Origin of the sequence: Pseudomonas putida S13.1.2, assembly GCF_000498395.2 — a bacterium.
In the GTDB taxonomy this organism is placed as follows: domain Bacteria; phylum Pseudomonadota; class Gammaproteobacteria; order Pseudomonadales; family Pseudomonadaceae; genus Aquipseudomonas; species Aquipseudomonas putida_Q.
In genome coordinates this window covers 4455663-4470538 of sequence record NZ_CP010979.1, presented here as the reverse complement: position 1 = coordinate 4470538, position 14876 = coordinate 4455663, and the positions used below count along the sequence as shown (strand labels likewise).

The following is a 14876-nucleotide window of genomic DNA, read 5'->3' as shown; positions in this document are numbered from 1 at the left end:
TACGCGGCAAAGCGTCGCGTAGATGCCGTCAAGCTGTCGGACTGATAGAATCGCCGCCGGTTCACACGAGGTTAATCCATGCACGACACCCACAACGAGCGCATGAGTGGCGGCGAAACCCGCGCCGCTGGCGGCCTTGCCCTGGTCTTTGCCTTTCGTATGCTGGGCATGTTCATGGTCTTGCCGGTACTGGCCACCTACGGCATGGACCTGGCCGGCGCCACGCCAGCGCTGATCGGCCTGGCCATTGGTGCCTATGGCCTGACCCAGGCGGTACTGCAGATCCCGTTCGGCATGATTTCCGACCGCATCGGCCGTCGGCCGGTGATTTACCTGGGGCTGGTGATCTTTGCCCTGGGCAGTGTGCTGGCGGCCCAGGCCGATTCCATCTGGGGGGTGATCGCCGGGCGTATCCTGCAGGGCGCCGGGGCGATTTCTGCCGCAGTCATGGCGCTGCTGTCCGACCTCACCCGCGAGCAGCACCGGACCAAGGCCATGGCCATGATCGGCATGAGCATCGGCCTGTCGTTCGCCGTCGCCATGGTCGTCGGCCCATTGCTGACAAGTGCCTTTGGTTTGTCAGGATTGTTCCTGTCCACAGCCGGTCTCGCCCTGGTCGGCATCCTGTTGGTCGCTTTTGTAGTGCCCAACACGCACAGCATTTTGCAGCACCGCGAGTCCGGTGTGGCACGCCAGGCCATCGGCCCGACCCTGCGCCACCCGGACCTTCTGCGCCTGGACGTGGGCATCTTCGTGCTGCACGCCATCCTCATGGCCAGCTTCGTCGCATTGCCACTGGCCTTCGTCGAGCGCGGGGGGCTGCCCAAGGAGGAGCACTGGTGGGTATACCTGACCGCGCTGTTCATCTCATTTTTTGCAATGGTCCCGTTCATCATCTACGGCGAAAAAAAGCGCAAGATGAAACGCGTGTTGGCCGGTGCGGTCAGTGTCCTGCTGCTGACAGAGATATACTTCTGGGAGTGGGCTGACGGTTTGCGCGGACTGGTGATTGGCACCGTGGTATTCTTTACCGCATTCAACCTGCTGGAGGCTTCGCTGCCTTCGCTGGTCAGCAAGGTGTCGCCTGCCGGTGGCAAGGGGACGGCGATGGGGGTTTATTCCACCAGCCAGTTCCTCGGCGCTGCCTTGGGAGGAATCCTCGGTGGCTGGTTGTTCCAGCACGGCGGGCTGAACATGGTGTTCCTCGGTTGCGCGGTTCTGTGTGCCATCTGGCTGGTCGTCGCGTTGCGCATGAACGAGCCGCCCTATGTGACCAGCCTGCGCATGCCGCTGACGCCAGAGGCAGTCCGGGAAGCCGGCCTGACCGAGCGCCTGATGGCCGTGCCGGGTGTGACCGACGCCGTTGTGGTGGAAGAAGAAGCCGCCATCTATATCAAACTGGATACGAAAATTTTGGACCGTACGACCCTCGAGCGCCTGGTGAATCCGGCCTCTTCGGCGTGCGAAGCCTAGGAGAACGTTATGGCCCGTGGGGTTAACAAAGTCATTCTGGTCGGCACCTGTGGCCAGGATCCCGAAGTCCGCTACCTGCCCAACGGTAACGCCGTGACCAACTTGAGCCTGGCTACCAGCGAGCAGTGGACCGACAAGCAGTCGGGCCAGAAGGTCGAGCGTACCGAGTGGCACCGTGTGTCGCTGTTCGGCAAGGTTGCCGAAATCGCTGGCGAGTACCTGCGCAAGGGTTCGCAGTGCTACATCGAAGGCAAGCTGCAGACCCGCGAGTGGGAAAAAGACGGCATCAAGCGCTATACCACCGAGATCATCGTCGACATCAACGGCACCATGCAGCTGCTTGGCGGCCGTCCGCAGGGCCAGCAGCAAGGCGGCGACCCGTACAATCAGGGTGGCGGCAACTACAACCAGGGTGGCCAGCCACAACAGTACAACCAGGCACCGCCTCGCCAGCAGGCCCAGCGCCCGCAACAGGCCCCTCAGCGCCCAGCGCCCCAGCAGCCTGCGCCGCAGCCGGCCGCTGACTTCGACAGCTTCGATGACGATATTCCGTTCTGATTCGAGCGGTCAGGCGTCACGCAAAACCAGAAACCCAGGGCAGTTGCCCTGGGTTTTTTTATGCGTGAACTCAGGCATCGCCATCCAGCGCCGCCTGGGCGAATTGCGCGTCCAGTTCCGGCGTAGCGCCGCTGATGCCGATGCCACCGATATGCTGGCCGTCGCCGTCGATGATCGGCAAACCGCCGCCCAACAGGGTGAAGCCTGGCAAGGATGCGTAGGGATTGGCGGGTAGTGCGGCGCTACGGTCTGCCAGCGAGCTGGAGGAAAGCGGGAAGCGAGCCGAAGTCGAGGCCTTGAGTTGCGCGACCTGGATGCTGCCGCTGCTGGTGCCGTCCATGCGGTGGAAGTGCTTCAGGTTGCCATGGCTGTCGACGATGCTGATGACGATGGCATAACCGTGGGCACGGGCAGCGCGCTCGGCGTTGGCGGCCATTGTTCGAGCGGCTTCGGAAGTGATGGGGGACGTAGGCGTGGTTTTCGGAGGATCAGCCAGCGACGGGGCCGCCAGTAATAGCGAGACCATCAAGAGTGCGACGCGGCTGCAGTTCTTGTTCATGTGAGCACCATCCCTAGGATTTTTCGCGAAGCTAGCAAGCGGCAGTCGCCCTTGGATGTAGTCCGTTTCTGAAGTTCACGTGGGGCTACTGCCTGGCAGATGGTTTTTTTGCTTTTGGTTACATGTCAGGCAATGAAGTGGGTCTACAGGTACCCAGGCAACTACAAGCCATGCACCAACCCGCATCGCCCCTGACCCAGGTCATCGCACGTTTCGGATTCTTGACTAGTCTTATCTGTTGGCGGCCGTCAAAACCGCCACCGTGACTACCAAGAGGCGCCGGCGATGTTCCGCGCGTCCACCACCTGATCAGGAGTGCACGATGGACCTCAACCGTCGGCAATTCTTCAAGGTCGCCGCCGTCGGCCTTGGAGGCTCGAGCCTGGCGGCGTTGGGCATGGCCCCGACGCCGGCATTCGCCGAGCAGGTGCGTCACTTCAAGCTGGCGCATACGAAAGAAGCTCGTAACACCTGCCCTTACTGCTCGGTCGGCTGTGGCCTGATCATGTACAGCCAGGGCGATGCGGGCAAGAACGTCAAACAGAGCATCATTCATATCGAAGGTGACGCCGACCACCCGGTCAACCGCGGCACACTCTGCCCGAAAGGCGCCGGCCTGCTGGACTTTATCCACAGCCCAAGCCGCCTGCAGTACCCCGAGGTACGCAAGCCGGGCAGCAAGGAGTGGGTGCGGGTGAGCTGGGACGAGGCGCTCGACCGCGTCGCCGACCTGATGAAGCAGGACCGCGACGCCAACTTCATCGAGAAGAACGCCCAGGGGCAAACCGTCAACCGCTGGCTTACCACCGGTTTTCTTGCTGCCTCCGCCGCCTCCAGCGAGGCTGGCTACCTGACCCACAAGGTCGTCCGCGCAACAGGCATGCTGGGGTTCGATAACCAGGCACGTGTCTGACACGGCCCGACGGTGGCAAGTCTTGCCCCGACGTACGGCCGTGGCGCCATGACCAACCACTGGTCCGATATCGCCAACGCGAATCTGGTCCTGGTGATGGGTGGCAACGCAGCAGAAGCGCATCCGTGCGGCTTCAAATGGGTGACCGAGGCCAAGGCACACAACAAGGCGCGGCTGATTGTGGTCGACCCACGGTTTACCCGTACCGCTTCGGTGGCGGACTACTACGCGCCGATCCGTACCGGTACCGACATCGCCTTCATGGGCGGGCTGATCAATTACCTGCTGAGTACTGACAAGATCCAGCACGAATACGTGCGCAACTACACCGACGTGTCGTTTATCGTCAAAGAGAGCTATGGCTTCGAGGACGGACTGTTCAGCGGCTACGACGAGGCCAAGCGCGTGTATGCCGACAAGTCCGGCTGGGGTTACGAGCTGGGTGAGGACGGTTTTGCCAAGGTCGACCCGACCCTGCAGCACCCACGTTGCGTGTTCCAGCTGATGAAGCAGCATTACAGCCGCTATACCCCGGAACTGGCCAGCATGATCTGTGGCATGCCGCAGGATGCCATGATGAAGGTCTGGGAAGAGATCGCCACGTGCTCGGCACCGGGCAAGACCATGACGATTCTCTACGCACTGGGCTGGACGCAACACTCCATCGGCGCGCAGATCATCCGCAGCGCGGCCATGGTCCAGCTGCTGCTGGGCAACGTCGGCATGCCAGGTGGCGGGGTCAACGCACTGCGCGGGCATTCCAACATCCAGGGCCTGACCGACCTCGGCCTGCTGTCCAACTCGCTGCCGGGTTACCTGACCCTGGCTGGCGATGCCGAGCAGGACTACGCCACCTACATCGACAAGCGCGCATCCAAGCCGCTGCGCCCGGGGCAACTGTCGTACTGGCAGAACTACGGCAAGTTCCACGTCAGCCTGATGAAGGCCTGGTACGGCGCCAACGCCACGGCAGAAAACAACTGGGGTTATGACTGGCTGCCCAAGCTCGACGTGCCTGCCTATGACGTGCTGCGCATGTTCGAGATGATGAGCCAGGGCAAGGTCAACGGCTACGTGTGCCAAGGCTTCAACCCGATCGCTGCGTTGCCGGACAAGAACCGCGTGACAGCGGCGTTGGGCAAGCTCAAGTGGCTGGTGATCATGGACCCGCTGGCTACCGAAACCTCGGAGTTCTGGCGCAACGCCGGGCCATTCAACGATGTCGACACGGCCAGCATCCAGACCGAAGTGATCCGCCTGCCCACCACCTGCTTCGCCGAGGAAGATGGCTCGCTGGTCAACAGCAGCCGCTGGCTGCAGTGGCACTGGAAGGGCGCCGACGGACCGGGCGAAACCCGCACCGACGTGCAAATCATGAGCGAGCTGTTCCTGCGCATGCGCCAACGCTACCAGGCCGAGGGCGGCGCCTACCCTGACGCGATGATGAACATCAGCTGGCCGTACAAGATTCCCGAAGAGCCATCCCCGGAGGAACTGGCCAAGGAGATGAACGGCTGGGCAGTCACCGACGTTACCGACGCTACCGGCGCCACGCTCAAAGCCGGCCAGCAGCTGTCGGGCTTCGGGCAGTTGAAGGACGATGGCAGCACCGCGTCCGGCTGCTGGATCTTCGCCGGCAGCTGGACCGAGCAGGGCAACCAGATGGCCCGTCGTGACAACAGCGACCCCTACGGCATGCATCAGGTGCAGAACTGGGCCTGGGCCTGGCCGGCCAACCGCCGCATCCTCTACAACCGTGCCTCCAGCGACCCGCAAGGCAAGCCGTGGGACCCGGAGAAAAAGCGCCTGGTATGGTGGAACGGCAAGGCCTGGACCGGCACCGACGTGCCGGACTTCAAGGTCGACTCGCCACCGGAAGCGGGGATGAACCCGTTCATCATGAACCCCGAAGGCGTGGCGCGCTTCTTCGCCATCGACAAGATGGCCGAAGGCCCGTTCCCGGAGCACTACGAGCCATTTGAAACGCCGATCGGCATCAACCCGTTGCACCCGCAGAACAAGAAGGTGGTCAGCAACCCGGCCGGGCGCATTTTCGACTCGGTGTGGGACACCCTCGGCACGCACGACGAGTTCCCGTATGCGGCAACCACGTACCGGCTGACCGAGCACTTCCACTTCTGGAGCAAACATTGCCGGCTCAACGCCATTGCCCAGCCCGAGCAGTTCGTCGAGATCGGCGAGGTGCTGGCCAATGAGAAAGGCATCAAGGCCGGTGACCGGGTGCGGGTGTCGAGCAAGCGCGGGCATATCGATGCGGTGGCGGTGGTGACCAAGCGGATTCGCCCGCTGCAGGTCAACAACCAGACCGTGCACCAGATCGGCATCCCGCTGCACTGGGGCTTCACCGGTGCCACCCGGCATGGCTACCTGACCAACACCCTGGTGCCATTCCTGGGTGACGGCAACACGCAGACGCCGGAGTCCAAGTCGTTCCTCGTCAAAGTGGAGAAACTCTGATGGCCAGCCAAGACATCATTGCCCGCTCGGCCACCACCACCGTACCGCCCTCGGTACGCCAGCAGCAGGAAGTCGCCAAGCTGATCGACACCACCAAGTGCATCGGCTGCAAGGCGTGCCAGGTGGCGTGTTCGGAGTGGAACGAACTGCGTGACGAGGTCGGCCACAACCACGGCACCTACGACAACCCTCAGGACCTCACCGCCGAGACCTGGACCCTGATGCGCTTCACCGAGCACGAGCGCGACGATGGCAACCTGGAGTGGCTGATCCGCAAGGATGGATGCATGCACTGCGCCGACCCCGGTTGCCTGAAGGCCTGCCCGAGCCCGGGGGCGATCATCAAACACGCCAACGGCATCGTCGACTTCAACCAGGACCACTGCATCGGTTGCGGCTACTGCATCACCGGCTGCCCGTTCAACATCCCGCGCATCTCGCAGAAGGACCACAAGGCGTACAAGTGCACCCTGTGTTCCGACCGCGTGAGCGTGGGCCTGGAGCCGGCCTGCGTGAAAACCTGCCCGACCGGGGCGATCGTGTTCGGCAGCAAGGACGAAATGAAGGTGCACGCCGCCGAGCGCATCGTCGACCTCAAGTCGCGCGGCTACGACAACGCCGGGCTGTACGACCCGGACGGGGTCGGCGGTACGCATGTGATGTACGTGCTGCACCATGCCGACACGCCCAGATTGTATGCCGGCCTGCCGGACCAGCCGGTGATCAGCCCGCTGGTGGGGCTGTGGAAGGGCTTCACCAAGCCGCTGGCGCTGCTGGCCATGGGCGCGGCGGTGCTGGCCGGGTTCTTCCACTACGTGCGGGTTGGCCCGCAGCGGGTAGAGGAGGACGAGCACCCAGCGCCGCCCGATGACAGCGTGCACCAGGTGGACCCGGCGGTGCATGTCTACGATCCGAAGCAGCCCGGTGGGCAAGGGGAGCAGCGGCCATGAACGACAACAAACCCATCCTGCGCTACAACGCCAACGAGCGGACCAACCACTGGATCGTCGCCCTCCTGTTCTTCATGGCCGGGCTTTCGGGGCTGGCGCTGTTTCACCCGGCGCTGTTCTGGTTAAGCCACCTGTTCGGCGGCGGGCCGTGGACGCGTATCCTGCACCCGTTCATGGGCGTGGCGATGTTCGTGTTTTTCCTCGGCCTGGTGTTCCGCTTCTGGCGTGCCAATTTCATCACCGCCAACGACCGCCTGTGGTTGCGTCGCATTGATCGGGTGATGGTCAACCGCGAAGACGGCGTGCCCCCCATTGGTAAATACAACGCCGGGCAGAAACTGCTGTTCTGGACGCTATTGCTGTGCATGCTGGTGTTGTTGATCAGCGGCGTGGTGATCTGGCGGGCCTATTTCAGTCACTTCTTTGATATAGGCTCGATTCGCCTGGCATCGCTTGCCCACGCACTGGCGGGCTTCGTGCTGATCCTCAGCATCATCGTGCACATCTACGCCGGTATCTGGATCAAGGGCTCGATCGGCGCCATGCTGCATGGCTGGGTCAGCCGCCCCTGGGCGCGCAAGCACCATGCGTTGTGGTACCGCGAAGTGACTGGCGACAAGACGCCGGGCGATCACGGACGAAAAGAAGGATGAGCGCTTGAGCACGATACTTGAACCCGGGCAGATCGAAGCGTCGGCGGTAGCGCCGCCGTTCCTGCACCTGCCCCCCGCCAATCTGTTCGAACTGCGCGCTGCGCGCCTTGAGCAACTGGCCGATGGCAATGCCCTTGGCGACTATCTGCGGCTGATCGCACGGTTATGCCGCATCCAGCAGCAGCTTGTGGATAACCCACCCGGTGGCATGCCGGTGGCCGAGGAGCGTCAACGCCTGTGCATAAATCATGGCTTGCCGCCGCTGGCGGCCGACAGCCTGGTGCGTGAAGGGCCGTGGCTTGTCTGGTTGCAGGCCCTGCTGGAGCACTTCAGCGGCGCTACAGGCGGCCCGTTGGGTGAAGCGTTGCAGGTGCTGCGCGGCAGCGATGACGACCAGCGCAAGGGCTGGGGCATTGCCTTGCTGGCGGGTCAATACGACGCGGTGCCTGCTGCATTGGTGCCGTTCCTTGGGGCCGCGCTCCAAGCGGCCTGGTCCAGTTGGTTGCTGGCACTGCCGACGCCGGAGCTTAAACCCGCCGGCAGCCTGGCCCAGTGCCCGGCGTGCGGTTCGCCGGCAATGGCCGGGGTGGTGCGTAACCGCGGCAAGCACAATGGCCTGCGCTATCTGTCCTGTTCGCTGTGCGCCTGTGAATGGCATGTGGTGCGGGTGAAGTGCGTGTACTGCGAGTCGAGCAAGGACTTGCGCTACACCAGTCTTGAGGATGACCGCCATGCGCCAGGCAAAGCGCCGCTGCGTGCGGAGTGCTGCCCAGGGTGCAATACGTACCTGAAGCAGAATTATCTGGAAAACGACGCTGCAGCCGAGGCGCTGGCCGACGACCTGGCCAGCCTGGCGCTGGATATGCGCCTGGACGAGGAGGGCTTCCATCGCCTGGCACCAAACCTGATGCTCGCGCCGGGTGGTGGCTGAGTGTCTACACTGAAACACCGTGTTGCCTGCTTCGCGGGTAAACCCGCTCCCACAGGTACTGCGCAAGCCTTGAATGCAGCGCGGAACCTGTGGGAGCGGGTTCACCCGCGAAGAGGCCAGTACAGACACCGGATTAGCCAAGGTAGTACCGCATGCCTTCAAGCCTCGCCAGCGACACCTCACGCCTGCCTTCCATCGACACCCTCCTGCGCCACCCGGCCGGCCTCGCACTGATCGACCGCCACGGCCGCGACGCGGTCCTGGCCACCCTGCGCCAGTTGCTCGACGACCTACGCGCTCCCGCCCGCAACGGTGAACTCACCCCCGCCGAACTGGCCCCCGAAATCCTCTTGGGCCGCACCGGCGAGCGCCTGGCCACCCAGCAACGCAGCCAGGTCCGCCGCGTGTTCAACCTCACCGGCACCGTACTGCACACCAACCTGGGCCGCGCCTTGCTACCGGAAGAAGCCATCGAGGCCATGCAGATCGCCGCCCGCTATCCGCTCAACCTGGAATTCGACCTGGCCACCGGCAAACGTGGCGACCGCGATGACTTGATCGAAGGCCTGATCCGCGAGCTGACCGGTGCCGAAGCCGTGACCGTGGTCAACAACAATGCCGCTGCTGTGCTGCTGGCGCTCAACAGCCTGGGCGCGCGCAAGGAGGGCATCATCTCCCGCGGCGAGCTGATCGAGATCGGCGGCGCATTCCGCATCCCCGACATCATGGCCCGTGCCGGCGTGAAGCTGCACGAGATCGGCACCACCAACCGCACCCACGCCCGCGACTACGAGGCTGCCATCGGCCCGCGCACCGGCTTGCTGATGCGCGTGCATTGCAGCAACTACAGCATCCAGGGCTTTACCACCCACGTGCCCACGGCCGAGCTGGCGCGCATCGCCCACCAACATGAGCTGCCGCTGCTCGAAGATCTGGGCAGTGGCAGCCTGCTAGACCTTACTCGCTGGGGCTTGCCCGCTGAACCCACGGTGCGCCAGGCGTTGGCCGACGGCGCCGATATCGTCACCTTCAGTGGCGACAAACTGCTGGGCGGGCCGCAAGCCGGGATCATCGTCGGTCGCAAGGACTTGATTGCCAGGATCAAGAAAAACCCGCTCAAGCGTGCGCTGCGCGTCGACAAAATCACCCTCGCTGCACTCGAAGCGGTGTTGGCGCTGTACCGTAACCCGGACCGCCTGGCCGAGCGCCTGCCCAGCCTGCGTCTGTTGACCCGCAGCCAGGCCGAGATACAGGCCCAGGCCGAGCGCCTGGCGCCTGGGCTCAAGGCTCTGCTCGGTGAGCAGTGGGCTGTCAGCGTGGAGCCGGCGCTGGGCATGATCGGCAGTGGAAGCCAGCCGGTGGCGCGCTTGCCCAGTGCCGCCCTGTGCCTGCGCCCGCAGGTATCGAAGAAGTTGCGAGGGCGCAGCCTGCATGTGCTGGAGCGGGCACTGCGTGGCCTGCCGGTACCGGTGCTCGGCCGTATCGATGACGACGCCCTGTGGCTGGACCTGCGCCAACTGGATGACGAAGCCCAGTGGCTGGCGCAGTTACCCGCCCTGCAGCTGGGGCCGGTGCAGTGATCGTCGGTACCGCCGGCCATATCGACCATGGCAAGACCGCACTGCTGCAGGCGCTGACCGGGCAGGCCGGCGACCAGCGCCAGGAGGAGCGTGCCCGCGGCATGACCATCGATCTGGGGTATCGCTACGCGGCGTTGGCCGAAGGTGCACCGCTGACTGGCTTCATCGACGTGCCGGGCCACGAGCGCTTTATCCACAACATGCTGGCCGGTGCCCACGGTATCGACCTGGTGTTGCTGGTGGTGGCTGCCGACGACGGGGTCATGCCGCAGACCCGCGAGCATTTGGCGATCATCGAGCTGTTGGGCATTCCTCAGGCTTTGGTGGCGATCAGCAAATGCGACCGGGTCGAGCCGGCGCGCGTGGCCGAGGTTCAGCTGCAAGTCAGCGAACTGCTGGCATCCGGGCCGTATGCCGGGGCGCAGCAGTTTCCATTGTCGAGCATCAGCGGGGAAGGCATGGCTGCGCTGCGTCAGGCCTTGCTGGAGGCCGAAGCAGCGGTGCGCAAGCGCAGCGATGGTGGCGGTTTTCGCCTGGCCGTCGACCGCGCTTTCGCGGTTACCGGTGCCGGCGTGGTGGTCACGGGCACGGCGCTGGCCGGGCGGGTCAGTGCCGGCGACACCTTGTTGCTGGGCAAGGCCGGCAAACCGGTGCGGGTGCGTGGCCTGCATGCGCAGAACCAGGCCGCGCTGGTGGCCGAGGCAGGTCAGCGGGTGGCGCTGAATATCACGGCCGAACGCCTGGGGCTGGAGCAGGTGCATCGGGGTGACTGGCTGGTGCCCGAGTGGCTGCATGCGCCCAGCGTGCGGGTGGATATCGAGCTGAACCTGCTGCCAGGCGAGCCCCGCACGTTTGAACATTTCAGCGCTGTACACGTGCACCTCGGCACCCAGGATGTAACGGCCCGCGTGGCCTTGCTCGAAGGCGAGTCCCTGGCGGCGGGCCAGCGCATGTTCGCCCAGCTGTTGCTCAATGCACCGTTGCAGGCCGTGCACGGCGATCGCCTGGTGCTGCGTGACCAGCGTGCCCAGCGCACCCTGGGGGGCGGCAAGGTACTGGACCCGTTTGCGCCAAGCCGACAGCGCCGCAGCAATGAGCGCCTGCGGCAGTTGCAGGTGCTACGAGATACCGAGGACCTGGAGCAGGCCCTGCCAGCACTGCTCGCCAGCGCGCCCGGTGGCATTGATCCCCAGCGGCTCGAGCGGCAGTTCAATCGCCCGCGCACAACTTGGCAATTGCCGGAGGGGGTATTGGTGGTGGCCACGCGGCAGGGCCAACTGCTGTTCGCCAACGTCCAGTGGCTGGCGCTGAAGCAACAGGTACTGGAGCAGCTGGCGCGGTTCCATGAGCAGGAACCTGACCAGCTTGGCCCGGACCGAGACCGCCTGCGCCGCTTTGCGGCCTTGCCCCTGGAGCGGCCGGCATTCGTCAGCCTGCTGGACGAACTGCTCCACGACGGCGCCATCGCCAGCAGCGGGCCGTGGATGCATCTGCCCGATCACAAGGTGCAGTTGAGCGAAGCCGACAGTGCGTTGTGGGCGCGCTTGCAGCCGAAGTTGCTGGACGGGCAGTACGATCCGCCCTGGGTCAGGACGCTGGCAAATGAGGAAAACTGCGCCGAAGCCGACGTGCGCCTGCTGCTGCGCAAGCTGGCTCGGCTCGGGGTGGTGCACCAGGTGGTGCGTGACTTGTTCTACCCAGAGGCGACACTACAGCGCATGGCAGAGCTGTTGCTGGGGCAGGCCAACGAAACGCCGATAGTGCAGGTGGCCGCGTTTCGCGATATGTTGGGCATCGGTCGCAAGCGCAGTGTGCAGATTCTGGAATATTTCGACCGCATCGGCCTGACCCGCAGGGTGGCCGACCAGCGTCACATCCGCGCCGACAGCGCCCTGGCCCAGCAACAGGCCAGGCACTGAGTTCAAGGAAGGCAATCGCGCCCGGTGGCGCGGCCGGGCTTCAAACCCGGTTGGGGACGGCAGCCGTTCCCGGGCAGGTTCGACTCCCGCTGCCTTCCGCCATTTTCATTCGCCTGTCGGGGCTCTACGGGGCGCTTCACAGCCCTTGGGACTTGCACGGTACCTGTGGGAGCGGGTTCACCCGCGAATAGGCCCTGAAGGGTGAAACCTAAGCCCGCTCCCCACACAGATCCAGGGCAAACCACTGTTCTGCGGTATCCACATCCAGCCCCGCCCCTAGCAGCGCAACCATCTTGCCCAGCGCCGCCTCACGGGTCATGCCACCGCCACTGACCAGCCCGGCCCCACGCAAGCGGTTACCCGCCGCATAGGTATCGAACACCACCGAACCCTCAGGGCACTGGCTGATCGCTGCCAGCATCACGCCGCGCTGGCGCGCTGCGCTAAGCACATCCAGTAGCGCCTGGTCATCCGACGGCCCGGTACCGCTGCCGTAGCACTCCAGCAGCAAACCCTGCACACCACTGTCGATCAAGGCCTGCAAGTGCGCGGCCTGCAGCCCGGGGAACACCGGCACGACTGCCAGGTTGACCGGCTGACGCGGCTGCTTGTAGCCAAGTGCGGCAGGGATAATATCGGCCCGCTCGCTGTCACGATGGCGCGGCAGCGCAGCAAAGGCATCGAACGCCTCGCTGCGCAACTTCGACGCCCGGCAGCCATGCAGCAACTGGCCATGGAAGTACAGTTGCACGCCATTTTCCAGGCCGGATTCGAAATGGTGCAACGCGCCGCACAGGTTGGCCCAGGCATCGCTATCTGCGGCGCCTGCCGGCAGCATCGAACCGGTCAGCAGCACCGGCACTGGCAGGCCCAGCAGCAAGAACGACAACGCCGCGGCGCTGTAAGCCATGCTGTCGGTGCCGTGCAGCACCAGCACACCATCATGGCCTGCCACATCCACGGCTTCGACGATGGCATCGCGCATCGCCAGCCAGTTGTGCTGCTGCATGTTGGCGCTGTCGAGCAGCGGGTTCAGCTCCTGAAGCGACCAGTGCACCTGGGGGGCATCGGCCATCTTGGCAAAGTGCTCACGCATCCGCGCTTCGAAGCCACCGGCTGGCGCCAGGCCCTCTGGGGTTTCGAGCATGCCGATGGTGCCACCGGTATAGAGAACGAGGAGATTCTTTACTGCACGCATGGAAAACATCCGTAGCGGTGAGCCGAGAAAGAAAAGCCGCCCGCGGAAGGGGCGGCTGGGCAGGGGAGGATATCAGCGCTGCGGCTGAGCCTGGACGGCTGCTTTGTCAGCGGCTGTTTCCACCTGCGGGTTGGCAGGCCAGGCATTGCGGTCCAGGTCCAGGTCGGCGAACTTGCTCGAGTCGAACACAGGCTGGCCGATACCGGCTTTGCGCTGGTCGTCGTAGTCACGCATCACGCGCAGGCCGACCTTGAACAGCAGGGCCAGGGCCACCAGGTTGACGAAAGCCAGGCAGGTCATGGTGATGTCGGCGAAGGCGAACACGGTCGACAGGTCTTGCATCGAGCCCCACACCACCAGTGCAAGCACCAGGCCACGGAACACCATCAGCACCACGCGGTTGCGGGTGAGGAACTGCAGGCTGTTCTCGCCCAGGTAGTAGTTGTAGAGGATGCAGGTGAACACGAACAGCGACAGCGCCACGCTGACGAACACACGGCCCCAGTCACCGACCACGGCGGCCAGCGAGTTCTGGGTCAGGACAATGCCGTCACCCTCGAAGCCCGGGGTGTAGAAGCCCGACAGCAGGATCAGCAGCGCGGTGCAGGTGCAGATCACGAAGGTATCGAGGAACACACTGAAGGCCTGAACCACGCCCTGGGCGCCCGGGTGTTTCACGGCTGCCACGGCGGCGACGTTCGGCGCACTGCCCAGGCCCGCTTCGTTGGCAAACACGCCACGCTTCACGCCCATGACGATGGCGCTGCCGAGCAGGCCGGCGAACGCGGGGTCGAGGCCGAAGGCGCTCTTGAAGATGGTTTCCAGCATGGCCGGCACGTGTTCGATCTGGGTGCCGATCACGTACAGGGTCACGCCGATGTAGGCCAAGGTCTTGATCGGTACCAGCAGGTCCGACACTGCGGCGATGCGCTTGATGCCGCCGATGAAGGTGATGGCCAGCAGCACTGCCAGGACGATACCGGTCTGGCTTGGGGCAAAGTCAAAGGCGTTCTGCAGCGAGTGGGTCACGGTGTACGACTGCAGGCCGATGAAGGCAAAGCCGTAGGTGACCAGCAGCAGGATCGAGAACACGATGGCCATGCTTTTGCGCTTCAGGCCGTGCTGGATGTAGTAGGCCGGGCCGCCACGGTACAGGCCGTCGCCGTCGGCGCGCTTGTAGACCTGGGCCAGGGTGCACTCGAAGAAGCTGCTGGACATACCCACCAGTGCGGTGACCCACATCCAGAACACGGCGCCCGGGCCACCCAGGGTCACGGCGATACCGACACCGGCAATGTTACCGGCGCCAACGCGGCCGGCCAGGCTGAGCATCAGGGCCTGGAAGGAGCTCAGCTGGCCTGCCTGGCCACGCAGCGATTCCTTGAAAACGGTGAACATGTGGCCGAAATGGCGGAACTGAACGAAACGCGAACGGATAGTGAAGTAGCTACCCAGCCCTACGATCAGCACGATGAGGAGTTTCCCCGAAAGGAAATCGTTGAGTACTTCGAGCATTGGAAAATGACCTCGATTCTTATTCTTCGTGTGGAATGACCAGCGGACGGCAGGCGCACCGCTATTCGTTGGGGCGAATGGTTGGCCATGACAAGAGTCGTTACAATTTCGCGGGTTGCTCTGACTTGATGCTAGTTGATGCTACAATG

The 14876-nt window shown here is 64.1% G+C and carries 11 protein-coding genes and 1 tRNA gene; 9 read left to right on the top strand and 3 right to left on the bottom strand.

Annotation, left to right across the window (positions count from 1 at the left end; all coding sequences use genetic code 11):
* Positions 1-78 precede the first annotated feature (78 nt).
* Together N805_RS19775 and N805_RS19770 are read left to right on the top strand one after the other, a co-directional pair.
* Positions 79-1473: an MFS transporter gene (locus N805_RS19775; RefSeq protein WP_019471894.1), complete on the top strand. Its 1395-nt coding sequence runs from the start codon at positions 79-81 to the stop codon at positions 1471-1473.
* Between the two features lie 9 nt (positions 1474-1482).
* Positions 1483-2031: a single-stranded DNA-binding protein gene (locus N805_RS19770; RefSeq protein ID WP_016484656.1), complete on the top strand. Its 549-nt coding sequence runs from the start codon at positions 1483-1485 to the stop codon at positions 2029-2031.
* A 70-nt stretch (positions 2032-2101) separates the two neighbouring features.
* On the opposite strand, the gene N805_RS19765 is transcribed toward N805_RS19770, so the two are convergent.
* Positions 2102-2590 (bottom strand): GlcG/HbpS family heme-binding protein, encoded by a 489-nt coding sequence (locus N805_RS19765; RefSeq protein ID WP_026034496.1) that lies wholly within the window; start codon positions 2588-2590, stop codon positions 2102-2104.
* Between the two features lie 322 nt (positions 2591-2912).
* Between N805_RS19765 and fdnG the strand changes: the two genes are divergently transcribed.
* The 7 genes from fdnG (at position 2913) to N805_RS19725 (ending at position 12116) form a co-directional block, all read left to right on the top strand.
* Positions 2913-5981, top strand: a complete 3069-nt coding sequence (gene fdnG / locus N805_RS19755) for a formate dehydrogenase-N subunit alpha (RefSeq protein ID WP_155412706.1) — start codon at positions 2913-2915, stop codon at positions 5979-5981.
* Positions 5981-6931, top strand: a complete 951-nt coding sequence (gene fdxH, locus N805_RS19750; protein WP_019471898.1) for a formate dehydrogenase subunit beta — start codon at positions 5981-5983, stop codon at positions 6929-6931. The genes fdnG and fdxH overlap by 1 nt, the downstream gene beginning before the upstream one ends.
* The gene (locus N805_RS19745) at positions 6928-7584 is read left to right on the top strand and encodes a formate dehydrogenase subunit gamma (RefSeq protein WP_019471899.1); all 657 of its coding nucleotides are present in this window, start codon (positions 6928-6930) and stop codon (positions 7582-7584) included. The genes fdxH and N805_RS19745 overlap by 4 nt, the downstream gene beginning before the upstream one ends.
* A 4-nt stretch (positions 7585-7588) precedes the next feature.
* A complete protein-coding gene (fdhE, locus tag N805_RS19740; protein WP_019471900.1) occupies positions 7589-8515 on the top strand; it encodes a formate dehydrogenase accessory protein FdhE in 927 nt (308 codons plus the stop codon).
* A 152-nt stretch (positions 8516-8667) separates the two neighbouring features.
* Positions 8668-10095, top strand: coding sequence for an L-seryl-tRNA(Sec) selenium transferase (selA, locus tag N805_RS19735; protein ID WP_019471901.1), 1428 nt, complete (start codon positions 8668-8670; stop codon positions 10093-10095).
* Positions 10092-12014, top strand: coding sequence for a selenocysteine-specific translation elongation factor (selB, locus tag N805_RS19730; protein WP_026034497.1), 1923 nt, complete (start codon positions 10092-10094; stop codon positions 12012-12014). The genes selA and selB overlap by 4 nt, the downstream gene beginning before the upstream one ends.
* A gap of 6 nt (positions 12015-12020) precedes the next feature.
* A tRNA-Sec gene (locus N805_RS19725) sits at positions 12021-12116 on the top strand.
* A 106-nt stretch (positions 12117-12222) separates the two neighbouring features.
* Here the strand turns inward: N805_RS19725 and N805_RS19720 are convergent.
* Both N805_RS19720 and N805_RS19715 read right to left on the bottom strand, forming a co-directional pair.
* Positions 12223-13212, bottom strand: coding sequence for an asparaginase (locus N805_RS19720; protein WP_026034498.1), 990 nt, complete (start codon positions 13210-13212; stop codon positions 12223-12225).
* Between the two features lie 72 nt (positions 13213-13284).
* Complete coding sequence (locus N805_RS19715) at positions 13285-14727, bottom strand: alanine/glycine:cation symporter family protein (RefSeq protein WP_019471904.1); 1443 nt, start codon at positions 14725-14727, stop codon at positions 13285-13287.
* Positions 14728-14876 lie beyond the last annotated feature (149 nt).